Origin of the sequence: Paraburkholderia azotifigens, from assembly GCF_007995085.1 — a bacterium.
Lineage (GTDB): Bacteria > Pseudomonadota > Gammaproteobacteria > Burkholderiales > Burkholderiaceae > Paraburkholderia > Paraburkholderia azotifigens.
In genome coordinates this window covers 1,834,326-1,861,242 of record NZ_VOQS01000003.1, presented here as the reverse complement: position 1 = coordinate 1,861,242, position 26,917 = coordinate 1,834,326, and the positions used below count along the sequence as shown (strand labels likewise).

Below are 26,917 nucleotides of genomic sequence, written 5' to 3'. Positions count from 1 at the left end.
GACATGCTGGCAGCATGATTACGATCCTGTTATCTAACGCAATCGCGATTCGCGATCCAGCAAGAGAAATAACAGCGCTCGCAATCCATCCCCTAAGCATTCGATAAGGTACGCGCCCTCATAGTGCAACCTGAAAAACGAGTGACTCATCGTGAGAAAAGGGGTGCAAAGGAATGTCACGCGAACATCACGCGATGCTGCAGAACAAGGTTCCCGAAGTCACGATCGCCTTCTGGACAATCAAGGTTCTATCCACCACTGTCGGCGAAACGGGCGCCGACTATCTCGCCGTTCACGTCGGCCTTGGCACCGCGGTGACGATAGCGCTCACGCTCATGTTCCTCGCGGCGGCGCTCGTCGCGCAGTTGAAGAAGCGGGCCTACGTTCCATGGATTTACTGGCTAACCGTAGTGCTGGTGAGCATCGTCGGCACGCAGTTGACCGACTTGCTCAGCGATGTTCTCGGCGTGAGTCTTTACGTCAGCACCGCCGCATTCGGTGTCCTGCTCTGCGTGATCTTTGAGGTCTGGTACCAGAGCGAACGAACGCTTTCCATTCATACCATCGTCACTCGCAAGCGCGAGCTGTTTTACTGGGCGGCTATCCTCGTGACGTTCGCACTGGGGACGGCGGCCGGCGACCTGGCAACTGAAGCGCTGGGACTCGGCTTCGGTCCCGGCGTAGTCGTATTCGGCTTTCTGCTCGTCATGATGGGTGTGGCCGCCTACCTCGGCGCGAATCGCGTGCTGACCTTCTGGCTCGCATACATCCTCACCCGACCCTTCGGCGCCTCGCTCGGCGATCTTCTCTCGCAATCCAGGGAATATGGCGGCATGGGTATGGGCACGATCGTCACCAGCGTCGCCTTTCTTTCGGTGATCGTCATGCTCGTCATCCTGCACACCGCAGCGCGGACCAGACACGGCAACGCCAGCACCACATGACCACATTTCTGCGCCCCATTATTTGTCCATTTATCGCTGTCTCTCGAACGGAGAATCAAGAATGAAACACGCCATCGTCAGGTCGGGACTTCTTGTCGCAACGACGGTAGCCGTCGTGTCCGGCGTGTCATACAGCGCGAAGACTCCGCAATGGGTCACGGCGCTTTCGCCCGTCTCTTACGCAAATGCGGCGACAGAAGCTTCGAAGCTTGGTGATCTGTCGAAATTCCGCGTCGTTGTGGCCGATACATCGAAGCTGGTCGATGCACACGATCTCGCAGGCGCGAAGAAACGGATCAAGGATCTCGAAACGTCCTGGGACGATGCTGAACCCGCACTCAAGCCACGAGCGGCCGCGGATTGGCACAAACTGGACAAGTCGATCGACGGTGCGCTCGAAGCGCTTCGCGAGAGTTCGCCAAGCGAAGCAAAGTGCAAGAAAACACTGGCCGATCTGTTGGCGTTGATGGATCGAATGAGCGCAAAGGCTTGAGCGACGCAGCAACGATCCAGGCGATGCGAATGACGTCAATCCGGCGTTGGCTACTGGGATGGTTAATCGCCGGACTTGGCGTGTCGGCGTTGACCGCAGGCTACGGCATATTCCACACTGCACGCGACGAAGCCAGCGAGCTATTCGACTACGAGCTGCGCACCGTGGCCGAGTCGCTGCCCGCGAACATCCGTGCGGCCGATACCCTTCTTCAAAGAAAGCCGGACTTCGAAGGCCTGTCAGAAGACCGCCTGTTTATCGAAGTGTGGAATCAGGATGGCGGAAGCGTATACAAATCGCTGGGAGGCGTGGATCTCCCGCGCTTCTCGCCCGGTCTGCGCACAATTGAACGCGACGAATATCACTGGCGCGTGTATGGCGTCAAACAGGACAGCCGCTTCATCCAGATTGCGCAGCCGATATCCGTGCGCGAGGATCTCGCGCTGCGGCTCGCGTTACGTACACTGGCACCGCTCGCTCTGCTCATCCCCGCCATTATCGCGATCGTGCTGGTCGTCGTCGGGCGGGGGCTCGCACCGCTTGCAGACATCTCCCGTGCATTGACAAAGCGCTCCTTAGATTCGCTCGAACCCTTGCGGCTGAGTGCAGGCACACCGATCGAAATCGAACCACTCGTCCACGCGCTGAACGATCTTCTGCATCGACTCGACGTTGCATCACAAACGCAACGCACATTCGTCGCCGATGCTGCACACGAATTGCGCTCGCCTCTGGCGGCATTGAAGCTTCAGTTGCAGTCCGCCGAGCGGGATGGGTCACTGGTTGGAAGCAAGCAGACCTTCGAGCGTATCGAGGGCCGTCTCAACCCATCTCGTTATACAGAAGTGGCCGCAGTAGCGGACGTTTGCCCAAAAGCGCATTGAGCGATGCACCGGCGTGACAGGGGTTGTTAACGGCCGGAATTTCGCGTTTACTCTCGACTTTTCGAATGCAGATTCGCAATGAGCCGGGAGCGTGGGTGGACGAGGAATTTGAAACACTGGATCTGGGTGACCCAAGGCGGGATCGTCGGGCGAAGCAATTGCTGAAGCGGTTTGCCACGCGTCCCACTGCGAGTATTCCGGGTGCCTGTGAGGGCTGGGCCGAGACCATGGCGGCGTATCGCTTTCTGGGCAATGAGCACATCGACTGGCGCGACATGATGCAGCCGCACTGGGAGCGCACCACTGCGCGCATGGGCGAGTTACCGGTAGTCCTCTGCGTGGCTGACACGACGGAGCTGAATTTCAACGGCCAGGACATCGAGGGGGCCGGCCCGCTCAGTTACGAAGCGCAGGTGGGCATGTATCTTCACGCGACCTATGCGGTCACACCGGATCGCGAGGCGCTGGGTGTCATGAACGCCTGGATGTGGGCACGCGAGCCGCGCGACGAAAACGGCCAGCGTGGCGGCGTGCGCGAGAGCGTTCGATGGATCGAAAGTTATGAGATCGTGGCGCAGCAGGCGGCAGCCATGCCCGGCACGCGGCTGGTATATATGGCCGATCGCGAGGGTGATATCGCCGCGCTCATGCAGCGTGCGCAGGAGTTGGGCGAACCGGCTGACTGGCTGATCCGCTCCCAGCACAACCGCGCACTCAAGGGCGAAGCGAAACTGTGGGAGACGGTACACGCGAGCGAGGTGCTCGGTCATATCAGCTTCGTGCTGCCCGGGCGAGGTGGCCAGAAGGCGCGTGAAGTGAAGCAGGAGCTGCGCGCACAGCGCGTGACGTTACCCGGGCGCGGCGGCGTCGAGCTGAGCTGCATTGAGGCATGTGAAGTGGATGCGCCCACTGACGTGAAGCCCGTCGTCTGGCGCCTGCTGAGCAATCGCGAAGTGCCCGATGCGCATGCGCTCACCGAACTGATTGACTGGTACCGCGCGAGGTGGGAGATCGAGATGTTCTTCAATGTGTTGAAGAACGCCTGCCGGGTTGAAACGCTGCAGCTCTCGCAGATGGAGCGCGTGGAGAAGGCGCTTGTGCTGTATATGGTGGTGTCCTGGCGTATCGCACGGCTCATGCGACTGGGCAGGACCTGCCCGGACCTGGATGCCTCGCTGTTCTTTGAGGCTGACGAGATACACGGCGCACACGTGCTCTCAAAGAAACCCCGCCCAAAAAAGCCACCGACGCTTAACCAGATGATACGGATGATCGCGTCACTGGGTGGATTCCTCGGACGCAAGGGCGATGGTGAACCCGGCGCGAAGACACTGTGGATTGGTATGCAGCGTGTCATGGATGCGGTGATCACCATCCAGATCCTGCGCGACGGGTACGACACTTCTGTATAACGAGATGGTCTCAACCGGCTCATCCATCTTGTGCATCAGTTGCTGACGCTGGCTCGCGAAGAGGCGCAAACGAACGCGCGATTCGAGCTGGTCAGCTTGCGGCGGCTGTGTGAGCGGGTCGTCGCGGATATTTCTCTGCTTGCGGAGGCGAAGCAGATCGATCTCGGTCTGGAATGCGCTCCATCCGCACAACCGGACGACTCATTCAAGGTCAACGTGGAGCCCGCCGGAATCGAAATATTGCTCACCAATCTGATCGATAACGCAATCCGCTATACGCCGAACGGCGGAAAGGTCGATGTCGTGATCAAACGCGAAGACGGCCTGGTGAGTGTCGGCGTCTCCGATAGTGGGCCCGGTCTTCCCGACGAAGAGTGCGAGCGTGTGTTCGATCGCTTCTATCGCAGCACAGGCACCAAGGAACAGGGCAGCGGTCTTGGACTGGCGATCGCACTCAAGGTCGCGCAACGGCATCACGCGACGCTGCGGATGAAAAACCATGCCGGTCGGCCTGGGTTGAATGTCACGCTGTCGGGACTTCGTTCTGAAAGCCAGCCTTAGCGGGGACGGCAATGCGTCCGGCTGGCAAGCCGAACCCGATTCGCGCTCAAACCGTCCGCAACATCCCGCCGTCGACGAAACAGGTCGAACCAACACTATAGCTCGCGCGCTCCGAGCACAGAAACACGATGAAGTCCGCCAGCTCCGTTGGCGTCGCGAAGCGGCGGATCGGCGCGAACTCGTCGGCCACCTGTTGCAGATGCCCTTCCCAATCGCCGCCCGTGTCCTGCGTCAGCTCCTTCGCAGTCTTGATCCAGTCGGGCGTGAGAACGAGGCCGGGATTGATCGTGTTCACGCGGATATTGTCTTTGATCACCTCGTTGGCGAGATTCTTCGAAAACATCATCAGCGCGGCTTTGGTCACGTTGTAGATCGGCTCGTAGCCGAGCGGCTGCACCGCGCAGATCGACGCGTTATGCAGAATCGCTCCTCCGCCTCGCCGCTTCATCGACGGCACGAGCCCACGCGCAAGCCGCACTGCCGCCATCACATGCAAGTCCCAGTACGACTGCCACTTCTCGTCGGGCGCTTCCATGATGGTCTCGTTGCTGCCCGTGCCCGCGTTGTTGAACAGGATATCCGCGCCGTCGAATTGCTGGTTCGCCGCGTCGACCAGCGCGTCCACGCCTTCCTTCGTCGCCACGTCGCACGCCACGGGGACGACGCGTACGCCGTGGCGCGCGGCAATGTCCGCCGAAATCTGTTCGAGCCGGTCGCGCTGGCGCGCCGCCAGCACGAGACTTACGCCTTCGGCAGCGAACCCTTCCGCGACCGCCAGTCCAATGCCGACGCTCGCGCCCGTCAACACCGCAACCTTCCCACGCAGTTTCAGATCCATTGTCGTCTCCGCTCCATGTCGTGAATGGGTCCAGCCGTACCGATCGGCGATCGGCCATAGATGCCCTCGGGCCCCACACGCGCATTGTGCTGGAGATTGATGCTTTCGTCGCGATCGCCCGCCTGTTTACCTCGCGCCTCCCTTTCCGCTCATTGCGCGATGCCGGAACAGGCAGACCAGTTCGCTCGCCACGTGCGCGGCCGCCAGCGCCGTGATATCCGCATGATCATATGCGGGAGCAACCTCGACGACGTCCGCGCCGATCAGGTCGATCGCGCCGAGTCCACGCATGATCGCAAACGCCTGAGCTGTGGAAAGACCGCCAGGAACCGGCGTTCCCGTGCCCGGCGCAAACGCGGGGTCCAGGCTGTCGACATCGAACGTGAAATACGCCGGACGGTCCCCGACGACCGAGACGATGCGCTCGATCGTCGCTCTCACGCCATGTTCATGTACCCACGGTGCGTCCAGAACATGAAAGCCCATGAAATCGTCGTTCCACGTGCGGATGCCGATTTGCACGGACCGCTGCGGGTCGATCAATCCTTCCTTGACGGCCTTGTAAAACATCGAACCGCGATTGAGACTGTCGGGCTGATCGTCGGGCCATGTATCGCAATGCGCATCGAAATGGACCACCGACAACCCCTTGCCATACTTCTGCGCATGCGCGACCAGCAACGGATAGCTGATGTAATGGTCGCCGCCTAGCGTCAGCATCTTCGCGCCCGATGCGAGTATGGTGCGCGCGTGCGCGACGATCGTCTCCTTCACCGTCGCGGGATTGTGCACGTCGAGCCAGCAATCGCCGTAATCGATTACCGCATAGTCGTCGAACGGATTGACGCCCCACGGGTACGGAAGCAGCACGCCGAGCTGGCTGCTCGCCGAGCGGATCGCGCGAGGCCCGAGGCGCGCGCCGGGCCGGTTCGTCGTTGCGATGTCCAGCGGCACGCCTGTGACGGCGAGGTCGATACCCGTCAGATCCTTCGTGTAAAGCCGCCTCATGAAGGACACGACACCGGCATAGGTGTTTTCCTTCGATGATCCATATGGCGACTCGCGACGAATTGCGCCGTCGCCGCGTATGACTTCGCGTTTGTCCATGTCGTTCCGCGAGCGTGATCGTTGTGAAGCGGTCAGATGCCCAATGCGCAGCCGTCCTTGCGATGGTCCGACGCGCCGATCAGCGTGCCGTTGTCCCAGTCGATCCTGATGGCCTGCGCGCCGCCGATGGCCCAGTTCGGGGGCGCCAGTCTGAATCCGCGTTTCGTCAATTCGTCGCGCGTCGCAGCCGGCAAGGTGGATTCCGCTTCGACGACACCCGTGCCCGGTTGCGGAAACACGCGCGGCAACGAGATCGCCGACTGCATGTCCAGTCCATAGTCCAGCACCTTCGACAGAAAATGAGCGTGCCCCATTGCCTGATAGTGGCCGCCCATCACGCCGAAGGTCATCTGCACCTTGCCGTCTTTCGTGACCATGCCGGGAATGATGGTGTGCATGGGTCTAGCGTGCGGCGCGATCGCATTGGGATGTCCTTCCTCGACGGCAAAACTCTGGCCACGGTTATGCAGCATCACGCCGCTATGCGGCGCCATGATCCCGCTGCCGAACGGATGAAACAGCGAGTTGATGAAGCTCGCGCAATTGCGATCCTTGTCGACGACGCAGATATAGACCGTGTCCTTGTGATCGGCGGGACGATACGTGGATACGTCCGTCATCGCATGGTCGAGCGAGATTCTCGCGCGCAGCTTCGCAACGGTTTCGTCCGACAGCAACGCATCGACATCGATCGGCGTCCCGCGCGGGTCGCCGAGCAGCGCGTCGCGGATCGAATAGGCCAGCCGCGTCGCTTCGATTTCCCGGTGAAGCCGGTCGGCGCCGAGCGGATCGTCGGTTGCATCGAATCCTTCGAGAATCTTCAGTATCAGCAGCGCGATGATGCCCTGTCCGTTCGGCGGACATTCATGCACGTCATAGCCGCGGAAGCTCGCCTTGATCGGCTTCACGTATTCGCCGCGATACTGCGCGAAGTCGTCGAGTGTATGCAGGCCGCCCTTGCCCTGCAAACAGGCGACCATATCCTCCGCGATAAAGCCTTCGTAGAAGACACGCGGGCCCGCTTCCGCAATGGCCATCAGCGACTTCGCGAGCAACGGTTGCCGGTGAAGCGTACCCGCAGCGGGCGACATGCCGTCGCTCAACATTTGCTCGCGGCTCGTCTTGTCCAGACGCAGCAACGCGGCCTGATTCGCCCAATCGGCTGCCGCGCGCGGCGCCACCGCATAGCCTTCGCTTGCATGCCTGATCGCCGATGCGAACAGCGACTTGAACGGCATCGAGCCGTGGTCGCGCGCGAGCGTCGCCCATGCGTCGACGGCGCCCGGCACCGTCACGGCATGCGGCGAATGGCGCTCGATCGACGACACGCCCATCGACGCAAGCATGGATACGCTGGCCGCCTTCGGCGCCCATCCGGAGCCGTTGAAGGCGACGATGTCCTCGCTGCCGCCACGCGAGTACAGGGCGAAGCAGTCGCCGCCGATTCCCGTCGACCCCGGCTCGACCACGCATTGCACGGCACACGCGGCAATTGCCGCATCCATCGCGTTGCCGCCTGCCTCCAGAATCTTCACTGCCGCCAGCGTCGATGCGGGATGCGAGGTCGCCGCCATGCCGTCCTTCGACATCACCAGCGACCTGCCCGGTTGCTCGAAATCTCTCATGCTGTATCCCCGTTCCATCATTTGTCGTGCAGCGCTTTGCGCCATGCGAGCGTGTCGTCGAGCGCGCGTTTTGCGGCATCGAACATTTCGTCGATCTGCGCGTGAGACACGATCAGCGGCGGACAGAAATTGACGGTATCGCCCAGCGCGCGCGTAATCAGACCGTGTGACAAGGCGCGCGTGCCCGCATAGGCAGCCACGGCTTCAGACGGAGGAAAAGGCTCCTTGCTCTGTTTGTCCGCGACCAGCTCGACAGCCGCCAGCAGACCGGCGCCGCGCGCCTCGCCGACGAGAGGATGCCGGCCGAGTTCCGCCACGCGCTCCTGGAAGTGCGGCGTAACGGCTCGAACATGTTCGAGAATGCCGTCTTCCTCGTAGATCTTCAGCGTCTCCAGCGCGACGGCTGCGCACACGGGATGACCGCTATACGTGAAGCCGTGTCCAAACGTGCCGATCTTCTCGCTTTCGGTGACGAGGCCTTTATAGATCCGCTCGTTGACCATCACCGCCGAGATGGGCAGATAGCCTGCCGACAGCTGTTTGGCCATCGTGATCATGTCGGGCTGCATCCCGTAGGTCTGCGAGCCGAACATGTTTCCCGTACGGCCAAAGCCGCAAATGACTTCATCGGCGACGAGCAGGATGTCGTGCCGCTTCAGCACCGCCTGGATTTTCTCCATGTAGGTGGCGGGCGGAACGATCACGCCGCCGGACGCCATGATCGGCTCGGCAAAGAACGCCGCGACGGTGTCCGCGCCCTCAGCAAGAATCAGACGTTCAAGCGATTCGGCGCAGCGCGTCGCGAACTGTTCTTCGCTCTCGCCTGGCAAGCCGTAACGATAGAAGTGCGGACAGTCGGTATGCAGGATTCTGTCGATAGGCAGATCGAAGTCGCGATGATTGTTCGGCAAGCCCGTGAGACTCGCCGACGCAATCGTCACGCCGTGATAGGCACGCGTGCGCGAGATGATTTTCTTCTTCTGCGGCCGGCCGATGGCGTTGTTGAAATACCAGATCAGCTTGACGGCAGTGTCGTTGGCTTCGGAACCGGAGTTCGCGAAGAACACTTTCGACATCGGCACGGGCGCTATCGAGATCAACTTCTCTGCCAGCCGGATTGAAGGCTCCGACGACTTGTGTCCAAACGCGTGATAGAACGGCAGCTTTCTCATCTGCCCGTCGGCGGCGTCCGCGAGCCGATGTTCGCTAAAGCCAAGCGATGCGCAGAACAGCCCGCCAAGCCCTTCGAGATATCGTTTGCCCTCTGAATCGTAGACGTACACGCCCTCGCCGCGCTCGATCACCATCGGTCCCACCTCGCGATGAAGGCTCAGATTGGTGTACGGGTGAAGGTAATGATCGATGTCGTTCTGTTTCAGGTTTTGCATGAGTTCATTCCTTGTTCGTCTCTTTCACGTCGGTGTTCCGTTCGTGCCGCGTGCGCTACTTCATCGCCCCTGACAGAAAGCGCTGCAGCCGCTCGCTTTTCGGCGTTTTCAGTACTTCTTTGGGGTGCCCTTCTTCCTCGACCACGCCTTGATGAAGAAAGACCACATGATTCGAGACCTCGCGGGCAAAGCCCATTTCGTGCGTCACCACGATCATCGTCCGGCCTTCTTCTGCGAGATCGCGCATGACCTTGAGCACATCGCCGACGAGTTCGGGGTCCAGCGCAGACGTCGGCTCGTCGAACAGCAACGCTTCCGGTTCCATGGCGAGCGCCCGCGCGATGGCGACGCGCTGCTGCTGTCCGCCCGACAGATGCGATGGATAGGCGTTCGCGAAGCGGGTCATGCCGACCTGCTCCAGATAGCGCTGGGCGCGCTCGGTGGCTTCCGCTCTGGTCAGCTTCAACACATGCCGGGGCGCTTCCATGACGTTCTCCAGCACGGTCATGTGCGCCCAAAGATTGAAGTGCTGGAAGACCATCGCAAGGCGGGTCCGCATCTGCCGCAACTGCGCGGGATCGCTGATCCGGATTTCGCCTTTTCCGCCCGTCGACGTGCGCACTTCGCTGCCATTCAGGCTCACCCGCCCCGACGACGGCGATTCGAGAAAGTTGATGCATCGCAGGAAGGTGCTCTTACCGGAACCCGACGAGCCGATCATGCTGATCACGTCGCCTCTTTTCGCCGACAGCGAAACGCCCTTGAGTACTTCGTTGTCGCCGTATCGTTTGTGCAGATTTTCGACGGTCAATGCGTTCATATGACGTGTTTTAGCCTTTAGCGAGATTCGCAAAGTTCTGGGGACGCAGATAAACCAGATACCTGCGTTCGGTGAGCCGGACCAGGAACGTGATGATGGTCGTCAGCCCGAAATACACGGTTCCGACCGAGATGAACGCCTCGAACGGCGCGTAATAGTTCGCGTAGAAATCGCGCGCGACACCCGTCAGATCGACGATCGTGATGGCGCTCACAATCGACGTTCCGTGCAGCATCAGGATCACTTCGTTGCTATATGCGGGTATGAACCGGCGCAGCGCCGAGGGCAACAGGATTCTTCGCCAGGCCATCATCCGGCTCATGCCGTACGCCTGCGCCGCCTCGATCTCGCCATACGGCGTCGCACGCAGCGCTCCCGCCAGAATCTCCGTCGTGTAGGCGCAGGTGTTTGCCGTCAATGCAATCAGCGCGCACCAGTACGGATCACGCAACAGCGACAGAACGGGATTACCGCGCTGCCAGGCGTCCTGCATCCACTGGAACTGGCCGAAGCCGTAGTAGACGATCATCAGTTGCGCGAGCAGCGGCGTTCCGCGCATGAACCATGTGTAGAGCGCGACGGGCCCGCTTGCGACACGCCTCGGCGACACGCGCAGTACTGCCAGCGGAATGGCGATCAACAATCCTAGCGACAGGGAGAGAACCGTCAGCTGCACCGTCACCCAAAGTCCGCTCGCATAAGAAGAAAACAGTTGGCCGAACTGTTCGTATGTCATCGGTGCAGGCTCCCTTCGCGAACGCCTCTTTGAAGATACGTGCGTGCTCTCGCCAGACAGGCCGTCGAGCCCGATGTGACCACGAGATAGACGGCGCAAGCGGCCAGATAGAAAGTCATGGGCGCCTGCGTCGTGCGGCCCGCCTGATCGGCGATGAACATCACATCGTGCAGACCGATCAGCGAGGCGATCGCGGTCGCCTTCAGCAGCACGAGCCAGTTGTTGACGGCAGCAGGCAGCGCGAGACGCATCATCTGCGGAAAAAGAATGCGCCGGAACGCGAGCCAGCCGGAAAAACCGTACGCGCGCGCCGCTTCCATCTGCCCGCGCGGCACGCTCAGAATCGCGCCGCGAAAGGTCTCGGTGTAATACGCGCCGAATATGAAGCCGATGGTCAGCACGGCTGCGACGAAGGCGTCGACATCCGGTGCATGAAATCCGATTATCGAGGCGATCTGATTGAGGATCAGTTGCCCGCCGTAAAACACGAGCAGCATCATGACGAACTCGGGTACGCCGCGGATAAGCGTGGTGTAGGCAGAAGCCATCGACACGACGGCCCGCGACCCGTAGAGCTTCGCCACCGCACCGACCATGCCGAGGCACACCGCGAGCACCACCGACGAAACAGCGAGGATGAGCGTAATCCCGGCACCCTGCAAAAGCGCGGGGAAATACCGCTGAAGTTCGAGCATGATTCCGCCTGTGATTGCGTGATGGGAACCCGCGATGCAGCCCGCCGGCGATATCAGTAGATGTCGAAGTCGAAGTACTTCTTCTCGATCGACTGATAGGTGCCGTTTGCGCGGATCGCTTCAATGGCGTGATTGAATTGCTGCTTCAGATCGTCGTCGCCCTTGCGCACGGGAATGCCGTAGCCTTCGCCGAGCAATGCCTTCTGTTCCGGCGTCGCGCCGAGAATCGGCTGCCCGACGAACTTGAAGTTCGCACCTTCCGGCTTGGTGAGGAACGCGCTATAGGCAGCTGTCGCATCCTGCAAACCGGCGTCGAGACGGCCGGAGCGAAGGTCCATATACGCCTCGTCCTGCGTCGCATAGCGCACGATCTGCACGCCGCTTTGCGCCCAGTACGCGCTCGCGTATTTGTCGGCCAGCGTGCCGCGCTGCACGCCGACGCGCTTGCCCTTCAGTTCGGCAGGCGTCGCGTCCTTGATCGGACTTGTCTTCGATGCAATCAGTCTGCGCGGCGAGTTGTAGTACTTTTCCGTGAAGTCGACCTTCTGTTTGCGCTCCGCCGTGATTGCGACGGAAGCGACGATCGCGTCGATCTTCTCGGCCTGCAACGCGGGAATCAGGCCATCCCAGTTGATCTGCACCAGCGTGCAGTTCGCGTGCATTTGCGCACACAGCGCATGGATCACGTCGATATCGAAACCAACCGGTTTGCCGTCCGGCTGAATCGACGAGAACGGCGGATAAGCGCCTTCATAGCCGATGCGGATGTCTTTCCATTCCTTCGCATGTGCAGTCAAGGCAAGCATGCATACGGCCAGTCCCAGAAGATTCTTTACGAGTCGTTTCATGTCGAGGCTCAATGGGTTGATGTCATCACGTGCAACCTTGTGTGTCCGTCGCACTCTTTATGTTCGTACTACTAATGCAAAAAACGTGTCTCCCAGGATCTTTGTATGGCTTTTGCTTTTAGCGATTCGACGTCATCCACTGACGCAGCGCCGGCACGGTCGCTTCGATGTGCTCCCGCACGGCGGTTTCGACTGCAGCGGGATCGCCGCTACTGATCGCATCGATGATGGTCGTATGGTCGTCGCGCGAAGTCATCGGCTTGTCCGCGAGTTGCAACCACAGCCGCATGTGCGGTTCGACGACGGTGTGAAGGCCGGCAATCTGTGCGACAAGGCGTTTGCGTCCGCTTAGCTGACACAGGTACTCGTGGAAATTCCGGTGCGCGCTGACCCATTGGTGTGCGTCCTGCTCGTGGCTCTCCATGACTTCCAGCAGCCGGGCGAGTTCGGCGATATGCGTCGGCGTGATTCGGGGCAGCGCCATCTTCGCCGCGAGCCCTTCAAGCGCGCCGCGCATGCAGAAGACCTCTTCCATTTCGTCGGCATCGAGGCCGCGAACGATCGCCCCGCGATTCGGCCGGATGACAACGAGTCCTTCGCTTGCGAGTCTGCGGAATGCTTCGCGCACCGGCATGCGGCTCGTGTCGATCTCAGCGGCGATCTCTTCGGGAATCAGCCGGTCACCGGCGCGGTAGGTACCCATGCGGATGCGATACAGCACATGCGCATAGGCCTCTTCTTCCGCAGTGGCCGCAAACCCGGCACGAAATGAATGAACGCTGTCTTCCATGATGTTCTGGATCGTCGCACCCGTTTGAAATTTATATGTAAGACTGGATATTTGTATCCGTGGATTTAATATATCAATCCAATAAAGCGCCAAAATAAGGGAAAACCCTTGATCGCTGCGCAAGGCTACGCGTCGTGTGCAAAGCGCCGAAGGTGCATGTTCGGCTGAGAACAGATCGGCGATTGGGGTGAAGTCGATGACGGGCGGTTAGCGCCCGTCGGTTTCGGGGGCGCAGCGGCGGAAGAGTGTGGAAGGTCGGACCGACCTTCCGCTGGAAACGACATGTCGGCGGCAACAGCCATGAGTCAGCGCTCAGGCATGCCGGTTCGAGAGCCCGATCATACCGGACTCCCGAGCGTGCCTAGCCGCGGAACAGATGCGAAGCGTGCGTGATGGCGCCGCCCGCACGGATGGCCGCCGCCACGAGCGCAGCTTCCGACAGTTGCGCTTCGTTGGCGCCTGCATCGCGCGCGGCTTTCGTATGCAGTTCAATGCAGTACGGGCACTGCGTGGTCAACGCGACCGCGACGGCAATAAGCTGCTTCTGTTGCGCGCTCAACGCGCCTTCTTCGAACACCGCCTTGTCGAATGCCCAGAAACTTTTCATTGCTTCCGGTGCGTTTTCGTCCAGCTTCTTGAGTCGGCTAAGATGCTTCATATCGAACATGGGATTCTCCTGTAATCAATGGCCTGCACGCTTATAGTAGAGAGCCGTCTGTTCCATTTGGTCTCGATCTGGTTCGAATTCGTCCATGACTCGTCGCGCTATCTTTGAGCTTCCCGTCCTCGAACGCTTTCTTGCCGCATTGGACATCGGCGTGGCGAACTTCACGCTCTGCGATATCCGCGACGGCTGGAGCGCCCGCTTCGACGCCTGTGCAACGGCAAGCCTTCACTACTGCATGGAAGGCAGCGGCGCACTCGTGATGCAAAGCGGCGAACGCATCGCGCTGAACTCGCACAGTTTCGTGCTGTTGCCGCCTGGCACCGCCTACGCGATAGAAAGCGGCCATCCGTCGCCCAGCAACGAAACGAACCATGGGCGCCTCACCGATTGGCCTTCGCGCGAAACGGTGCCGACAATCCAGGCAGGTGAAGGCGCGGCCGGCATCGCCACGGCATGCGGGGAATTGAAGCTCGATACGAATCACGGCACGGATCCGTTCAGCACGCTGCGGCGGCCGCTGATCGCACAGTTCGACGGGCCGTCGGGCTTGAAGAATCAGTTCGTCTTGCTGCTGGCGGAATCCGCGCGGCCCGGGCTCGGTTCCCGAGCGCTGGTGGAGGCATTGCTCAAGCAGTGTTTGATCATGGTGATGCGGCGGCAGATCGATGCGGGAGGCGCCGAACTTCCATGGGCGGCAGGCTTTGCCGACAAGCGGCTCGCAGGGGCGCTCGAAGCGATCTTTGAACGCCCGGCATCGCCATGGACCGTGGAGCGATTGGCCGATATCGCCGGCATGAGCCGTTCGGCCTTTGCAGCGCAGTTCATGAAGGCGTTCGGGCAGCCGCCGATGAGCATGCTTAAGCTCGTGCGGCTGCGAAAAGCAGCCGGGTTGCTGGCGACGACCACGCTTCCGGTGGCAGGGGTCGCGAAGATGGTCGGGTTCTCGAGTCGAAGCAACTTCTCGCAGGCTTTCCACGCGATGCATGGCATGGACCCGACCGCGTTCAGGCGTCGGCCGCACGCGGCAAATTAAGCGGTCTGCGCCAGCCCTTTTCGGTTGCCGGGCGCACTCATCACGCAGGCGGCGACGGGCGGCACAGCGGCGTTCGAGCGGGCGTTGCAGGCACTGTCCGATCCCGGAGAAAGAGGCACGGCATAGGGCGTGCGCTGCATCGATCGTTCAATTCCCGTCGAGAACCCGCCGGATCGTCTGCGCCAGATCGTGCATCCTGTACGGCTTTCTGAGCAGCACGACACCTTCGTCCAGCCGCCCCTCATGAACGATGATGTCCCGCGTGTAGCCCGACGCAAATACGACTTTCGCGTTGTGAGGCGGACTGGCCGCAATGCGCGCCAGTTCGCTGCTGCGTATGGTGCCCGGCATGACGACGTCGGTGAACAGGACGTCGATATGCGTGCCGCCGCGCAGCATGGAAAGTGCGGCATCGCCGTCCTGCGCCGAGAGCACCTTGTAGCCGAGTTGGGCAAGCATGTCGACGGCAGCCAGCCGCACTGCGGTGTCATCTTCGGCAACAAGCACGGTTTCGCCGCCGCGTGACGCGCGCACACTTTGCGTTGCCCCTTCGGCGCGCTCGCTTTCATGACAACGGGGAAAGTACAGCGAGACAGTCGTGCCTTTGCCTTCGCGCGTCTGGATATCGATATGGCCTGCGCTCTGCGACATGAAGCCGAACACCATGCTAAGACCGAGCCCTGTCCCGTGGCCCTCGCGCTTGGTCGAAAAGAAAGGTTCGAACGCCCGCGCCTTCACGTCCTCCGTCATCCCCGATCCGTTGTCCACGACAGAGATACGCACGTATTCGCCTTGCGGCAGGCGCAGCGAGGTCGCGCGCTCGTCCTGGGTCGAATCGACGTTGGACACCTGAAGCCGGATGATCCCGCCGCGAGTGATTGCATCGCGCGAGTTGATCACGAGATTCAGCAGCGCGTTCTCGAGCTGGTTCTTGTCCGCAAACAGATTCCACGCTTGAGCCGAAACGTCGATCGAGAGTTCGATCGTTTCGGGCAGTGCCCTGCGAAGCAGATCCGAGTTGCTCCGGAACAGCGTCGCCATGTTCACGACTGAAGGAGACAGCGGCTGTCTGCGCGCAAATGCCAGCAGCTGCGCCGCGAGCCTCGCGCCCCGGCTCACCGCCTGGCTGGCGACATCGATGCGCCGCTCCAGGCCCGGCTGATCGTGCACGGCCATCGAAATCAGTTGCAGATTCGCCGAGATAATCTGCAGCACGTTATTGAAGTCGTGTGCAACACCGCCCGTCAATCCTCCGATCGCCTCCAGCTTTTGCACCTGCCGCAAGCGCTCCTCGGCCTCGACGCGAGCCGCGACCGCCTGTGTGACCCGCTGCTCCAATGTCTGCGTCAGCTTCAGCAGTTCTTCTTCGGCGATCTTGCGCTCGTGAATGTCCACGACGACGCCCGGCAAGCGACGAGGACGGCCCGTCGCGTCGTATTCGCATCGACCGCTGGCGAGCACCCAGCGATATGCGCCGCCCGCCATGCGGACACGGTATTCGGCGCGATATTGCCCGTCGCTGCCGAACGTGCGATGCAACTGATCGCGAACTCGTTGGCGGTCGTCGGGATGAACGCTGCGCAAGATATGCTCGACTGCCTCGCCGGCACCCTGATCGCTATCCACACCGAACGTATTGCTGAACCGTTCGTCGCCCGTGAACCGGTCGCCGACGATCTCCCACACCCACGTTCCGAGCACCAGCCCGGAACTGAGCGCGAGCTGCAGCCGTTCGTTTGCTTCGCGGGCCGCTATTTCGGCGCGTTGCTTCTGATGCTCGGCGAGTACCTTGGCGGTTGTCTCGAAGACGATTGCCAGCACGCCGGCCGGACGTCCGTCGTCTTCCGCGACAGGACTGTAGTGAAGATCCATCCAGACATCTTCAAGCTGGCCGCTGCGTTGCAATGCGAGTTGCTTGTCCTTGTAGGAAAGCGTGGCGCCCGACAGGCAGGTATCGACGACATTCCGGTTGAACTCGGCAATCTCGGGCCAACCCTCCTCGACGGGCCTGCCCAGCAGATACGGATGACGTCCGCCGGCAAAACCGGCATAGGCGTCGTTGTAGATCATGATGCCCGGCGTGCCCCACAGCATCACAAGCGGAACGGGGCACGCCAGCATGTTCTGGATGGCGGCGTTGAGGCTCCTGGACCAGCCCGCCCGCGGGCCGAGCGCGGTCGGCGACCAGTCGAACGCGGCAATCCGCTGCGCCATGTCGCCTTCCCAGCCTGCACAGCCAAACGCGTTCGCTGGCCACTTCATGTCAGACATCATCTGCTCGACTGTAAGTCGGAGAGCTCGGGGAAAGCCCGGGGAAAGACAGATGAGCAAACGCCGTACCCGGTCGGGAGACCGCAGTCGCATTCGGGTGGTTCTACTTCACATTGCCGTCGTCGATCAAACGGCGGGCAAATTGACCTCAAGAGCTGGTATCCGCGTCGCGACCATTTGGACGACGGTGATTCAGCCCTGCAAGAAAATCGAAGTCGCGGCCAAGGGCATCCGTCCGATATGGACGCCCTCTCTCTAACGACGCCTCATGCCTTCCCCGGTATGCCGCGCCCGCGCAACGAACAGCCCGACGTCTCCGTGACGAAGATCAGCGCCAACGCACCGATCACACACGCGCCCATCATGTAGTACGCCGGCACGAGCACATTGCCGGTGCGTGCGATGAACCACTCGTTGATCATCGGGGCCGTGCCGCCGAAGATCGACGTCGACACGTTATACGCGATCGCCATCCCCGCATATCGCACGTGCGTCGGGAACATCGCGGGGAACATCGCCGAGATGCTGGCAAGCTGCGGCACGTACAGAAGCCCCAGCACCGAGAAGCCGATCAATGCGCCAACCAGACCCTGCTTCATCAGCAGGAACATCGGAATAGCGGCGACAAAAAGCCCGACAAGCGAAAACCACCAGACGCTCTTGCGGCCGACCCGGTCGGAAAATGTCCCGGCGAACGGCAGAAACACCATCATTGTGAGCATGCCGATAAGCGGCACCAGCAACGACATGTTGTCGCTCATGCCGAGTTGCTTCTGCATGAAGGTCGGCATGTACGCGAGCAGCACGTAGTTCACTACGTTCAGCGCCACCACGAGTCCACCAAGCAACACCAGGGGCCGCCAGTACCCGGCAATCAGCGCCGTCAGCGTGACGCTGCCTGGCTTCTCGTTCTGGCTCGTGCGCTCCAGTTCGACGAAGACGGGCGTGTCCTCGAGCTTCGAGCGCAGATAGAAGCCGATCAACCCGAGCGGCGCCGCGATCAGGAACGGCAGCCGCCATCCCCATTCGTGCATCGCGGTATTGCCGAGCACGACCGAACAGCCGAGCATCAGCAACGCGCCAAGCGAAAAGCCCGCGAGCGTGGCGAACTCGAGGAAGCTGCCGCAAAAACCGCGCTTGTGGTCAGGCGCATATTCGGCCATGAAAGTCGCCGCGCCGCCGTATTCTCCGCCCGTCGAAAAGCCCTGAATCATGCGCAGGACGATCAACAGCGTCGGCGCCCACCAGCCGATGTGCGCGTAAGTCGGCACGAGTCCGACCAGCAGCGTTGCCAGCGACATCAGGATGATCGTCATCGCGAGCACCTGCTTGCGGCCGAGACGATCGCCGAGCGGGCCCCAGAACAAGCCGCCCAGCGGACGGATCAGAAATGAAATCGCAAACGTGGCGAGCGCGAATAGCGTTGCCTGAGCCGTGCTGCCAGGGAACAGCGCCGCCGATATGTAGCTCAGACCGTATGCGTAGATTCCGTAGTCGAACCACTCCGTGGCGTTGCCGAGCGCCGATGCCGCGATCGCGCGGCGCAGCAGGCTGGTTGACTGGCGCTGCCCTGTCGCGCGGTCCCATGTATGTGAATGTGCGTACCCCATCGTTCCTCCCTCCTGAAGCTCCAGCGATGCGACAACGCCCCCGACGGCATCGACATCACAGATAGTCGTAGTCGCTTGCCGTTGCACGTGCGCTCAAATTTCACGCGACGGCAACGGCAGCGTCATCAATCGTCCCTGTTCGGACTTCGCTTTGTTATCGCCGCAAAGGCGCAGACACATCCACGCCGTCGCCAGATTGCTGCTCACTGCGGGCTTGCCCGTTAGCGCCCCGATTCGCGCGATGACGGCGGCCGCCCTCACGGCCGTACACGAAATGAAAAGCGCGTCGGACTCGTCGGCTATCGCGGCACGCGCGAACTCGACGATATCGTCGTGCGAGATTCGTGCCATCTCGCGGTCGTCGCTCAAGCCCAGGCATGTGAAGCGGTCGATCACGAAGCCCTGCGCCGTGAAGTAGTCGGCCATCGGATCGCTCGTTTCGACCGTATAGGGCGTCAGCACGCTGATGTGCCGCGCGTCGAGTGCGCACAGCGCGGTCACGGCCGCGGCTGTCGGCGTGACCACATGAGCCTGCGGTTTTGCCGCACGAATGGCTGCGTCGATCTGCGCGTCGCCGATCATCACGGACGCCGACGTGCACGAATACATCACGACGTCGAGCACTTCGTCAGGCAGAATCAGCGCGGCGCCGGCCGTGCCTTTGAGCAGTTCGATCGCGTTGTTGCCGATGTATCTGAAACAGTTGCAGCTGAACGGTTCATCGCAAGGCACGCGCGGCGCGTTCAAACGCGTGCTCGACTATATTCGCGCGTGCACGATCAAACCGGTGCTCGCCGCAACGTATCCGCTGTCGAAGTTTCATGAAGCGCAGACACAGTTCATGGGGAAGCGCTTCGTTGGCAATATCGTCGTCGTGCCGGACCGGCACTACAGCGAAGCGGCTGTTGTGGCCTGATCGCACGCGCCAGAACGAACGGGAGCCGCGCGGGTTCGCGGGTCCCGTTTCCAGAACTACGATTTTTTGTGGGCGGACCTTGCTTTGCGTGCCGGCGTCACCGTGTCCGTGAACAGATCGACGACCACACCGCGCAGCCAGCGATTGGCCTCGTCCTGATGGGCCCGCGTGTGCCAGAGCAGATGGATTGGTGCGGCGGGCAGCGTCACCGGTAATGCGCGCAAACTGAGCGAAAACGGGATGGCGAGTTGCAAGGCAAGTCGCTCCGGCACCGTAGCGATCAGATCGGTACGCTGCAGGATGAAACCCACGCTCATGAAGTGCGGCACCGTCAGCCGCACCTGACGGCGTACGCCGCGCCGTTTCAGCCATTCGTCCACCTGACCGTGTCCCGTGCCGGACGACACGACGACCAGGTGCTCGGCCTCGCGCCACGCAGCGAGCGTCAGCGGCGCGTCTTCGAGCGGATGGCCGCGCCTGAACAGACAGACATAGCGCTGATCGAACAGGCGGCGCTGATAGAAGCCACCTTTGAGCTGCGGCAGCAAGCCGATGGCCAGATCCACCCGGCCGTCGGCCATCTCGTTGCTCAGATTGACGCTCGAATTGCGGACCGTGTTGAGTGCGACGCCCGGCGCTTCCCGCGACAGTCGCTCGAGCAGTGCAGGCAGAAACACAACTTCGCCGATATCGGTCATACCGATCGTCATGGTCCGCATGGCGTGCAGCGGATCGAAGCCAGACATCGGATTGAGCGCTGCATGCAGCGTGGCGAGCGCCTGCGAAACGGGTTCCGCCAGGCGCAGCGCGAACGGCGTGGGAACCACGCCGCCCGGGCCGCGCACGAACAGCGGATCGCCCAGCCGGCGGCGGAGCTTGGCGAGCGCATTGCTGACGCCGGGCTGGCTCATGTTCATCTGCTCGGCGACAGTCGCCACGCGCCGTTCCTGCATCAGCCGCTGAAAGAGCACCAGCAGATTGAGGTCGATATCGCTCAGTTCCATGTCTCTGCCATAAGCGGGGCTCATTGAAATCAGTGATGAAGCACATTCATTCCATCTTATTGAGGAATGAAGGTCTAGTGCTGAAAATACCGACATGGCTTACGCATTCGACGCGCCGTCGGTGTGCGCCAGAACAACGCGAACTGGATATCGGAGACACATTCATGCGGCAGACAGATCTGAAGATTGCTATCGTCGGCGCCGGCATCGGCGGACTTACGCTCGCGCTCGCGCTGCGCGAGCACGGCATCGATGCGCAGCTCTACGAGCAGACCGACGAATTGCGCGAAGTGGGAGCGGCCGTCGCGCTCTCGGCCAACGCAACGCGCTTCTACGAGCGCATGGGACTGCGCCCCGCCTTCGAGGGGGTCTGCGCGGACGTGCCCGGCCTCGTCTATCGGGACGGCCGCAGCGGCGCAGTGATCGGTCATCATCGCGGCGCACCCGGCTATCGCGAGCAATTCGGCGGTTCATACTGGGGTATTCATCGGGCCGATCTGCAAGCGGTGCTGTCCACGGCCGTCGGCCTCGAACGCATCAAGCTCGGACATCGGCTCGTCGATCTTGCCCAGCAACCCGATCGCGTCAGTCTGACCTTCGATAACGGTGAGCGGATCGACGCCGACCTCGTGATCGGCGCAGACGGCGCGCGCTCGATCACGCGGCGCTGGATGCTTGGCTATGACGACGCGTTGTATTCGGGTTGCTCGGGCTTTCGCGGTGTGGTGCCCGCCGGGCGCATGGATCTGTTGCCCGATCCCGAGACCATTCAATTCTGGGTCGGACCTGGCGGTCATCTGCTGCACTATCCGATTGGCGACAAAGGGGACCAGAACTTCCTCCTGGTCGAGCGTCATCCATCGCCGTGGCCGTCGCGCGACTGGGTCATGCCAGCCAGCGAAGGCGAGCAACTGCGCCTGTGCAGGGACTGGCATCCCGCCGTTGTGCAGATGGTCACGGCCGTGCCGGTCAGTCAGCGCTGGGGCCTGTTCCATCGTCCCCCGCTCGGACGCTGGAGCAAGGGCCGCGTGACGCTGATCGGCGATGCCGCGCATGCACTCGTGCCCCATCATGGCCAGGGCGCCAACCAGTCGATCGAGGACGCCGTGGTGCTGGCCGCGCAATTGGGCAAGGCAGGTCCTGGCAATTGGCGCGAGGCTCAGGAAGCGTACGAACGCCTTCGCAAGGGCCGCACGCGCAAGGTGCAGTACGCGTCGATCTCCACGGCGGACGTACTGCATCTGCCAGACGGGCCGGCAGCCGAGGCGCGCAACGCCCGCCTCGGCGCACGCGAGAGCCTGCTGCATCATCTGGACTGGATTCACGGATTCGACGCCCTGACGGAAGAGCCGAACGAACGTCAGGGCGGCATGTGGCTTTGAGGCAGAAGACCTCCAACGATTTCTCCGTGCATCGAGGTTGCGATGATCGTTGAGTCATCGCCTCGACGACGTCCTGAGTCTTGACGACGGCATGGGCTGACAGGCCTGCGTCCGGCCACGCGGCCAAGGCGCGGCCGTCAGCCGTTGATCTTCGGCGAAAGCAGATCCTGCAGCCCGATCGCGTGATACATCTCGCGGCGCATGCGATCGGCTACGGCGTTGACGACTTCTGCGCCGTCCTGCGAGGGATCGATATGCACACGGAACGGACGCTTGCCGAACGGCAAGTCGATCACGCGCACGATTTCGCGCGCGACCTCTTGCGGGTCCGCGTCCGCGGGTTCGAGACTCGCCAGCCCCTTCAGCGCCTGTTCGGTCACACCGGCATACGGGCCGCTTTCATACTCGGCCGCGACCGCGGCATCCGCCGGCTTGCCCGAATGCGCGAAATGGTTCGTGCCTTTCGTGAAAGCGCCCGGCACCATGATCGTCGTCTCGATACCGAAGCGTGCCAGTTCCGTCGAGTACGACACGGCAAGCGCATCCATTGCGGCCTTGGCCGCGAAGTACGGCGCAAGGAACGGCGGCGTTCCGCCGCGCGTCGACGAAGAGCCGACCCACAGCAGCAGCCCCTTGCCCTGCTTGCGCAGATATGGCAACGCGGCACGGTTCACGCGCTGCGTACCGAGCACGTTCACGTCGTACTGCTGGATCATCTGCTCCGGCGTGAAGGCCTCGGCGGGGCCAAATACCATATGGCCAGCGTTATGGACAATCACGTCCAGCTTCCCATCTTTCAGCACATGGTCGATCGCAGCCGCAACCGACGGCTCGGACTGCACATCGAGTTCGACCGTCCGCAGATCGGCCGAATGATCCTTTGACCACTGCGCTATCTCCGCGACGCGCGGCGCATTGCGCCCTTGCGTTTCACGCATCGACGCAAAAACGGTATGACCGGCTCCTGCCAATGCGCGAGCCGTCATCAGGCCAAAGCCCGACGAAGCGCCCGTCACGAGAATGGTGTGCGCCATTGCATTTCTCCTGGGTTCAGACACAAGGCCAACAGGTGGTTAAAAAAAGCCAACGCATTCACTGCTTCAGTTCATCTGCCTTCCGTAGAAGATCTCGCGGTAGTACGAGGCTCCGCTGTCGATGTGCGTATGAAATCCAAATCCGCGATCGAGCATCTGCTGCATGTCGCTTCGCTGAATGCGCATCACGTAGCTGTGTTCATTGACCACGAGCGAGCACGACTGCGCATTCGCATCGGCTGCGCTGAACCACTTGCCGGATTCCGCATTGCCGCTGCGCAACAGCTTGTCGCGATACTCGATCTGCCAACCGCCATCGAGCAGAATCCAGTACGGCGCATTCGGGTCGGCCGCGCCGTTGCACTTTGCGATCACGGCGCCCGTGTCCGCTTCCCACTCACGCGAATGGTCGATCACCCATTGCAGCTGGGACCTCGACAACGCGGTAAAAAACGGCGTGTGCTGCAACAAGTGCAGGTAGGTAATGGAAGGTCTCATGGTCATCTTCTGTGCGGCATCGGTTTCGCGCTTTCCTCCGCACGAAGCCATGCCCAGCGCGGCAAGCAGCGCGAGCAGCGGCACCCTCAGACGGGCGTACCGGTGCGTCCAGCATCGGGCTGCGCTCATCGGGCATCTCCTGTCCGGGTCCGAACACAGCAGCATCATGATCGATATCGAAGCAGAGATAATTAGCGGAGTTTCTCCATCAGAATTCCGTTTGCTTTAACTATTGAGCCGACGACCCTCTACGCGCCGCCAAAACGCGCCGCCAAAATAATCGGATAACGAACGCAAACTGGCCGGATAGTCCGCCTGCCTCTTTCGGTATTCAATCGTGCTCATCGACACTCAAGCGATGGAATGGAGGGGCACGAATCATGAGCGAGAAACGCAGCGCATCGGAATGGAGCGAGTTCGTCAGCGGCTGTCTGGACTTCCGGCCGACGGAAGGCGTCTACCGGATTGCGCGGGAGATGTTCACCGAACCCGAACTCTTTTCTCTGGAGATGGAGTTCATCTTCGAGAAGAACTGGATCTACGGCTGCCACGAGAGCGAGATCCCGAACAAAAACGACTATCTGACGATGCGCGCGGGCCGCCAGCCGCTGATCATTTCGCGCGACAGCAACGGCAACCTGAATGCGATGATCAACGCGTGCCAGCATCGGGGCGCGACGCTCACCCGCATGAGCAAGGGCAATCAGTCGACCTTCACCTGTCCGTTTCATGCGTGGTGCTACAAGAACGACGGCCGGCTCGTGAAGGTCAAGGCGCCAGGCGAATACTGCGACGACTTCGACAAGTCGGCGCGCGGCCTTAAAAAGGCGCGTATCGCCAGCTACAAGGGCTTTGTCTTTGTCAGCCTCGATGCCAATGGCACCGACACGCTCGAAGACTATCTCGGCGACGCGCGCATCTTCTTCGACATGATGGTCGCGCAATCGCCCACAGGCGAACTCGAAGTCTTGCCGGGCAAATCGGCCTATACGTTCGACGGCAACTGGAAACTCCAGAACGAAAACGGCCTGGATGGCTATCACGTCAGCACGGTCCACTACAACTACGTCGCCACCGTCAAGCATCGTCAGGAGTCGAACAGCAAGAACGATGCTGGCGCGGGCGGCACGCTCGACTACAGCAAGCTCGGTGCAGGCGATGCCGATACCGACGATGGCTGGTTTGCATTCAGGAACGGCCATAGCCTGCTCTTCAGCGACATGCCGAATCCGGAAGTCCGTCCCGGCTATGCGAGCGTGATGCCGCGCCTCGTCGAAGCATACGGCCAGGCGAAAGCCGAATGGATGATGCATCGCCTGCGCAATCTGAACGTGTATCCGAGCCTCTTCTTCATGGATCAGATCAGTTCGCAGTTGCGCATCGTGCGCCCCGTTGCATGGAACAAGACGGAGATCATCAGCCAGTGCATCGGCGTGAAAGGCGAGTCGGACAAGGATCGCGAAAGCCGCATCCGTCAGTTCGAAGACTTCTTCAACGTGTCGGGCATGGGCACGCCTGACGACCTCGTCGAATTCCGCGAGCAGCAGCGCGGCTTTCAGGCGCGGCTCGAACGTTGGAGCGATATCTCGCGCGGCCATCACAAGTGGGTGTGCAGCCAGACCGCAAGCACGGAACTGCTCGGCATCGAACCGGCCCTGACGGGCACGGAGATGACTCACGAAGGACTGTATGTGAACCAGCACGGAACATGGCGCGACACCATTCTCAAGGGGCTGGCGAGATCCGGCGCGAGTCAGTGTGCAACTCAGGATCCGGCCCAGTGTGCGACTCAGGGAGAACAGGCATGAGCCAGCTTCAGCATTCCGTCGAACAATTTCTTTATCTGAAGTCCGAACTGTGCGACGAGCAGCAGTGGGACGATTACATCGGTCTGTTCGATCCGCAAAGCGTATTCCACGTGCCGCAATGGGATTCCGAGCATGTGTACACGAAAGACCCTGCACGGGAAATGTCGCTGATCTATTACGCGGATCGCGCGGGACTCGAAGATCGCGTGTTCCGCCTGCGCACGGGCAAGTCGGCGGCATCGACGCCGCTGCCTCGCACCATGCATCAGATCAGCAATGTCCGGCTGACCGAAAAGGCCGACTCGAAAATCGAAGCCGCGGTGAACTGGTCGACGCTCTATACGCGCCACGGCATGACCGACTACTTCTATGGCCGCGCAAACTATGTTCTGCACCCTTCAGGCGACAGCTGGAAAATCGCGCGCAAGCACGTGCTGTTGCTGAACGACACCATTAACGCGGTGTTGGATTTCTATCATCTGTAACCGGGAGCACGGCCATGACGCATAAGGTCGCGTTGAATTTTGCCGACGGCAAGACCACTTTCTTCGACGTTCACGCCAACGAGCTGCTGCTCGATGCAGCGCTGCGCAATGGCGTGAACATTCCACTCGACTGCCGCGAAGGTGTATGCGGCACCTGCCAGGGACGCTGCGAATCGGGCGCCTATACGCAAGACTATGTCGATGAGGAAACCCTGAGCGAGGCCGATCTCGCACAACGCAAGATGCTGTCGTGTCAGACCCGGGTTCAGTCCGACGCGTCGTTCTATTTCGATTTCGATTCAGGTCTGTGCCACAGCGGTGGCACGCTCAACGTGTCTGCACGCGTCGAGGCAGTCGAACTCGTATCCGAAACGACCGCGATCCTGCGTATCGATGCAAGCGCGCATGATCGACGAATCGACTTTCTTCCTGGCCAATATGCGCGCCTGAAAGTGCCCGGCACCGACGAGTGGCGCTCGTACTCTTTCGCCCATCATCCGAACGATCACAACGCGCTGCAATTTCTGATTCGCCTGCTGCCCGATGGCGCAATGAGCAACTACCTGCGCGATCGATGCGCAGCCGGGGATGCAATCGAATTCGAGGCGCCGTTGGGCACGTTCTATCTGCGTCAGATAGAACGTCCGCTCGTCATGGTCGCGGGCGGCACCGGCCTGTCCGCGTTTCTCGGCATGCTCGATGATATGCCGAAAAAGAACAACGCCGGCCATCCCGTGCAGTTGTACTACGGCGTCACCAATGCGCGCGATCTGTGCGAAATTGAGCGCCTCGACGGCTATCGCGGGAAGATCGAGGCTTTCACGCTCGAAACCGTCGTGATGAATGCTGCTGCCGGATGGACTGGGAAGACGGGGCTGATACCCGAACATTTCGATCGGTCGTTTCTGCAGTCGAACGGATTCGACATGTATGTTTGCGGTCCGCCGCCGATGGTCGAGGCCATCAAGACCTGGCTCGACGAACAGCGCATTCAGGACTATCGCCTGTTTTACGAGAAGTTCGGAGAGAGCAACTCTCGGTAGGCGCGAGTGGAAAGCGGCTCTTGTA

General features: G+C 61.2%; 25 protein-coding genes and 2 pseudogenes. 11 read left to right on the top strand and 16 right to left on the bottom strand.

Annotated elements, in window-relative coordinates; all coding sequences use genetic code 11:
• Nucleotides 1-197 precede the first annotated feature (197 nt).
• The 5 genes and pseudogenes from FRZ40_RS25535 to FRZ40_RS25515 all read left to right on the top strand — a co-directional run bounded on the left by FRZ40_RS25535 (nt 198) and on the right by FRZ40_RS25515 (nt 4,294).
• Complete coding sequence (locus tag FRZ40_RS25535; RefSeq protein ID WP_147236785.1) at nt 198-944, top strand: COG4705 family protein; 747 nt, start codon at nt 198-200, stop codon at nt 942-944.
• A 61-nt stretch (nt 945-1,005) separates the two neighbouring features.
• Nucleotides 1,006-1,437: a hypothetical protein gene (locus FRZ40_RS25530; protein WP_028366715.1), complete on the top strand. Its 432-nt coding sequence runs from the start codon at nt 1,006-1,008 to the stop codon at nt 1,435-1,437.
• Nucleotides 1,438-1,466: 29 nt separating this feature from the next.
• A pseudogene (locus tag FRZ40_RS25525) lies at nt 1,467-2,264 on the top strand (histidine kinase dimerization/phospho-acceptor domain-containing protein); the annotation flags it as partial.
• 122 nt (nt 2,265-2,386) lie between these two features.
• Nucleotides 2,387-3,733, top strand: a complete 1,347-nt coding sequence (locus FRZ40_RS25520; RefSeq protein ID WP_147235987.1) for an IS4 family transposase — start codon at nt 2,387-2,389, stop codon at nt 3,731-3,733.
• A gap of 39 nt (nt 3,734-3,772) precedes the next feature.
• On the top strand, nt 3,773-4,294 hold the full coding sequence (locus FRZ40_RS25515) for a sensor histidine kinase (RefSeq protein ID WP_240057278.1): 522 nt from the start codon (nt 3,773-3,775) through the stop codon (nt 4,292-4,294).
• A gap of 46 nt (nt 4,295-4,340) precedes the next feature.
• Here FRZ40_RS25515 and FRZ40_RS25510 read toward each other — a convergent pair whose 3' ends face one another.
• The 10 genes and pseudogenes from FRZ40_RS25510 to FRZ40_RS25465 all read right to left on the bottom strand — a co-directional run bounded on the left by FRZ40_RS25510 (nt 4,341) and on the right by FRZ40_RS25465 (nt 13,808).
• Complete coding sequence (locus FRZ40_RS25510; RefSeq protein ID WP_147235985.1) at nt 4,341-5,132, bottom strand: SDR family NAD(P)-dependent oxidoreductase; 792 nt, start codon at nt 5,130-5,132, stop codon at nt 4,341-4,343.
• A gap of 126 nt (nt 5,133-5,258) precedes the next feature.
• Complete coding sequence (gene speB / locus FRZ40_RS25505) at nt 5,259-6,239, bottom strand: agmatinase (protein WP_147235984.1); 981 nt, start codon at nt 6,237-6,239, stop codon at nt 5,259-5,261.
• A gap of 32 nt (nt 6,240-6,271) precedes the next feature.
• Nucleotides 6,272-7,864, bottom strand: a complete 1,593-nt coding sequence (gene ggt / locus FRZ40_RS25500; RefSeq protein WP_028366711.1) for a gamma-glutamyltransferase — start codon at nt 7,862-7,864, stop codon at nt 6,272-6,274.
• Nucleotides 7,865-7,881: 17 nt separating this feature from the next.
• Nucleotides 7,882-9,255 (bottom strand): annotated as a pseudogene (locus FRZ40_RS25495) (aspartate aminotransferase family protein); the annotation flags it as partial.
• 52 nt (nt 9,256-9,307) lie between these two features.
• Nucleotides 9,308-10,072 (bottom strand): ABC transporter ATP-binding protein, encoded by a 765-nt coding sequence (locus tag FRZ40_RS25490; RefSeq protein ID WP_147235983.1) that lies wholly within the window; start codon nt 10,070-10,072, stop codon nt 9,308-9,310.
• Between the two features lie 10 nt (nt 10,073-10,082).
• Nucleotides 10,083-10,808, bottom strand: coding sequence for an ABC transporter permease (locus FRZ40_RS25485; RefSeq protein ID WP_028366708.1), 726 nt, complete (start codon nt 10,806-10,808; stop codon nt 10,083-10,085).
• Nucleotides 10,805-11,503 carry an ABC transporter permease gene (locus FRZ40_RS25480; protein ID WP_147235982.1) on the bottom strand — a complete coding sequence of 233 codons (699 nt, stop codon included), beginning with the start codon at nt 11,501-11,503 and terminating at the stop codon, nt 10,805-10,807. The genes FRZ40_RS25485 and FRZ40_RS25480 overlap by 4 nt, the downstream gene beginning before the upstream one ends.
• A 53-nt stretch (nt 11,504-11,556) precedes the next feature.
• Nucleotides 11,557-12,351, bottom strand: coding sequence for an ABC transporter substrate-binding protein (locus FRZ40_RS25475; protein WP_028366706.1), 795 nt, complete (start codon nt 12,349-12,351; stop codon nt 11,557-11,559).
• 118 nt (nt 12,352-12,469) lie between these two features.
• Entirely contained in the window at nt 12,470-13,141 is a 672-nt protein-coding gene (locus FRZ40_RS25470) for a GntR family transcriptional regulator (RefSeq protein ID WP_147236784.1), read from the bottom strand.
• 361 nt (nt 13,142-13,502) lie between these two features.
• Nucleotides 13,503-13,808 (bottom strand): carboxymuconolactone decarboxylase family protein, encoded by a 306-nt coding sequence (locus FRZ40_RS25465; RefSeq protein ID WP_028366704.1) that lies wholly within the window; start codon nt 13,806-13,808, stop codon nt 13,503-13,505.
• 85 nt (nt 13,809-13,893) lie between these two features.
• Here FRZ40_RS25465 and FRZ40_RS25460 point away from each other — a divergent pair, with 85 nt between their 5' ends.
• Nucleotides 13,894-14,841 (top strand): helix-turn-helix domain-containing protein, encoded by a 948-nt coding sequence (locus FRZ40_RS25460; protein WP_147235981.1) that lies wholly within the window; start codon nt 13,894-13,896, stop codon nt 14,839-14,841.
• A gap of 147 nt (nt 14,842-14,988) precedes the next feature.
• Here FRZ40_RS25460 and FRZ40_RS25450 read toward each other — a convergent pair whose 3' ends face one another.
• The 3 genes from FRZ40_RS25450 to FRZ40_RS25440 all read right to left on the bottom strand — a co-directional run bounded on the left by FRZ40_RS25450 (nt 14,989) and on the right by FRZ40_RS25440 (nt 19,469).
• On the bottom strand, nt 14,989-17,103 hold the full coding sequence (locus tag FRZ40_RS25450) for a PAS domain-containing hybrid sensor histidine kinase/response regulator (RefSeq protein WP_147235980.1): 2,115 nt from the start codon (nt 17,101-17,103) through the stop codon (nt 14,989-14,991).
• A gap of 275 nt (nt 17,104-17,378) precedes the next feature.
• The gene (locus tag FRZ40_RS25445) at nt 17,379-18,722 is read right to left on the bottom strand and encodes an MFS transporter (RefSeq protein WP_147235979.1); all 1,344 of its coding nucleotides are present in this window, start codon (nt 18,720-18,722) and stop codon (nt 17,379-17,381) included.
• A gap of 93 nt (nt 18,723-18,815) precedes the next feature.
• Nucleotides 18,816-19,469 carry an aspartate racemase/maleate isomerase family protein gene (locus FRZ40_RS25440; protein ID WP_240057277.1) on the bottom strand — a complete coding sequence of 218 codons (654 nt, stop codon included), beginning with the start codon at nt 19,467-19,469 and terminating at the stop codon, nt 18,816-18,818.
• A 4-nt stretch (nt 19,470-19,473) separates the two neighbouring features.
• Here FRZ40_RS25440 and FRZ40_RS25435 point away from each other — a divergent pair, with 4 nt between their 5' ends.
• Nucleotides 19,474-19,638 (top strand): hypothetical protein, encoded by a 165-nt coding sequence (locus FRZ40_RS25435; protein WP_240057276.1) that lies wholly within the window; start codon nt 19,474-19,476, stop codon nt 19,636-19,638.
• A gap of 56 nt (nt 19,639-19,694) precedes the next feature.
• Here FRZ40_RS25435 and FRZ40_RS25430 read toward each other — a convergent pair whose 3' ends face one another.
• Entirely contained in the window at nt 19,695-20,642 is a 948-nt protein-coding gene (locus FRZ40_RS25430) for a LysR family transcriptional regulator (RefSeq protein WP_028366700.1), read from the bottom strand.
• 164 nt (nt 20,643-20,806) lie between these two features.
• On the opposite strand from FRZ40_RS25430, the gene FRZ40_RS25425 reads away from it, so the two are divergent.
• Nucleotides 20,807-22,024: an FAD-dependent monooxygenase gene (locus tag FRZ40_RS25425; RefSeq protein ID WP_147235978.1), complete on the top strand. Its 1,218-nt coding sequence runs from the start codon at nt 20,807-20,809 to the stop codon at nt 22,022-22,024.
• Between the two features lie 137 nt (nt 22,025-22,161).
• Here FRZ40_RS25425 and FRZ40_RS25420 read toward each other — a convergent pair whose 3' ends face one another.
• Nucleotides 22,162-23,058 carry an SDR family oxidoreductase gene (locus FRZ40_RS25420; protein ID WP_147235977.1) on the bottom strand — a complete coding sequence of 299 codons (897 nt, stop codon included), beginning with the start codon at nt 23,056-23,058 and terminating at the stop codon, nt 22,162-22,164.
• Nucleotides 23,059-23,124: 66 nt separating this feature from the next.
• Nucleotides 23,125-23,685: a hypothetical protein gene (locus FRZ40_RS25415; RefSeq protein ID WP_147235976.1), complete on the bottom strand. Its 561-nt coding sequence runs from the start codon at nt 23,683-23,685 to the stop codon at nt 23,125-23,127.
• A 251-nt stretch (nt 23,686-23,936) separates the two neighbouring features.
• Between FRZ40_RS25415 and antA the strand changes: the two genes are divergently transcribed.
• From antA to antC, 3 genes are read left to right on the top strand one after another with little or no spacing between them, the layout of a single operon-like run.
• Nucleotides 23,937-25,364: an anthranilate 1,2-dioxygenase large subunit gene (antA, locus tag FRZ40_RS25410; RefSeq protein WP_240057275.1), complete on the top strand. Its 1,428-nt coding sequence runs from the start codon at nt 23,937-23,939 to the stop codon at nt 25,362-25,364.
• Nucleotides 25,361-25,849 carry an anthranilate 1,2-dioxygenase small subunit gene (gene antB / locus FRZ40_RS25405; RefSeq protein ID WP_147235975.1) on the top strand — a complete coding sequence of 163 codons (489 nt, stop codon included), beginning with the start codon at nt 25,361-25,363 and terminating at the stop codon, nt 25,847-25,849. The genes antA and antB overlap by 4 nt, the downstream gene beginning before the upstream one ends.
• 14 nt (nt 25,850-25,863) lie before the next feature.
• Nucleotides 25,864-26,892: an anthranilate 1,2-dioxygenase electron transfer component AntC gene (antC, locus tag FRZ40_RS25400; protein ID WP_147235974.1), complete on the top strand. Its 1,029-nt coding sequence runs from the start codon at nt 25,864-25,866 to the stop codon at nt 26,890-26,892.
• The last annotated feature ends 25 nt before the right edge of the window (nt 26,893-26,917 follow it).

What these genes read in the sequence shown, in the direction of transcription:
- FRZ40_RS25530 (WP_028366715.1), top strand. Translation starts at nt 1,006, where the DNA reads ATGAAACACGCCATCGTCAGGTCGGGACTTCTTGTCGCAACGACGGTA.
- FRZ40_RS25520 (WP_147235987.1), top strand. Translation starts at nt 2,387, where the DNA reads ATGCAGATTCGCAATGAGCCGGGAGCGTGGGTGGACGAGGAATTTGAA.
- FRZ40_RS25510 (WP_147235985.1), bottom strand. Translation starts at nt 5,132, where the DNA reads ATGGATCTGAAACTGCGTGGGAAGGTTGCGGTGTTGACGGGCGCGAGC.
- speB (WP_147235984.1), bottom strand. Translation starts at nt 6,239, where the DNA reads ATGGACAAACGCGAAGTCATACGCGGCGACGGCGCAATTCGTCGCGAG.
- ggt (WP_028366711.1), bottom strand. Translation starts at nt 7,864, where the DNA reads ATGAGAGATTTCGAGCAACCGGGCAGGTCGCTGGTGATGTCGAAGGAC.
- FRZ40_RS25490 (WP_147235983.1), bottom strand. Translation starts at nt 10,072, where the DNA reads ATGAACGCATTGACCGTCGAAAATCTGCACAAACGATACGGCGACAAC.
- FRZ40_RS25485 (WP_028366708.1), bottom strand. Translation starts at nt 10,808, where the DNA reads ATGACATACGAACAGTTCGGCCAACTGTTTTCTTCTTATGCGAGCGGA.
- FRZ40_RS25480 (WP_147235982.1), bottom strand. Translation starts at nt 11,503, where the DNA reads ATGCTCGAACTTCAGCGGTATTTCCCCGCGCTTTTGCAGGGTGCCGGG.
- FRZ40_RS25475 (WP_028366706.1), bottom strand. Translation starts at nt 12,351, where the DNA reads ATGAAACGACTCGTAAAGAATCTTCTGGGACTGGCCGTATGCATGCTT.
- FRZ40_RS25470 (WP_147236784.1), bottom strand. Translation starts at nt 13,141, where the DNA reads ATGGAAGACAGCGTTCATTCATTTCGTGCCGGGTTTGCGGCCACTGCG.
- FRZ40_RS25465 (WP_028366704.1), bottom strand. Translation starts at nt 13,808, where the DNA reads ATGTTCGATATGAAGCATCTTAGCCGACTCAAGAAGCTGGACGAAAAC.
- FRZ40_RS25460 (WP_147235981.1), top strand. Translation starts at nt 13,894, where the DNA reads ATGACTCGTCGCGCTATCTTTGAGCTTCCCGTCCTCGAACGCTTTCTT.
- FRZ40_RS25450 (WP_147235980.1), bottom strand. Translation starts at nt 17,103, where the DNA reads ATGAAGTGGCCAGCGAACGCGTTTGGCTGTGCAGGCTGGGAAGGCGAC.
- FRZ40_RS25445 (WP_147235979.1), bottom strand. Translation starts at nt 18,722, where the DNA reads ATGGGGTACGCACATTCACATACATGGGACCGCGCGACAGGGCAGCGC.
- FRZ40_RS25430 (WP_028366700.1), bottom strand. Translation starts at nt 20,642, where the DNA reads ATGGAACTGAGCGATATCGACCTCAATCTGCTGGTGCTCTTTCAGCGG.
- FRZ40_RS25425 (WP_147235978.1), top strand. Translation starts at nt 20,807, where the DNA reads ATGCGGCAGACAGATCTGAAGATTGCTATCGTCGGCGCCGGCATCGGC.
- FRZ40_RS25420 (WP_147235977.1), bottom strand. Translation starts at nt 23,058, where the DNA reads ATGGCGCACACCATTCTCGTGACGGGCGCTTCGTCGGGCTTTGGCCTG.
- FRZ40_RS25415 (WP_147235976.1), bottom strand. Translation starts at nt 23,685, where the DNA reads ATGAGCGCAGCCCGATGCTGGACGCACCGGTACGCCCGTCTGAGGGTG.
- antA (WP_240057275.1), top strand. Translation starts at nt 23,937, where the DNA reads ATGAGCGAGAAACGCAGCGCATCGGAATGGAGCGAGTTCGTCAGCGGC.
- antB (WP_147235975.1), top strand. Translation starts at nt 25,361, where the DNA reads ATGAGCCAGCTTCAGCATTCCGTCGAACAATTTCTTTATCTGAAGTCC.
- antC (WP_147235974.1), top strand. Translation starts at nt 25,864, where the DNA reads ATGACGCATAAGGTCGCGTTGAATTTTGCCGACGGCAAGACCACTTTC.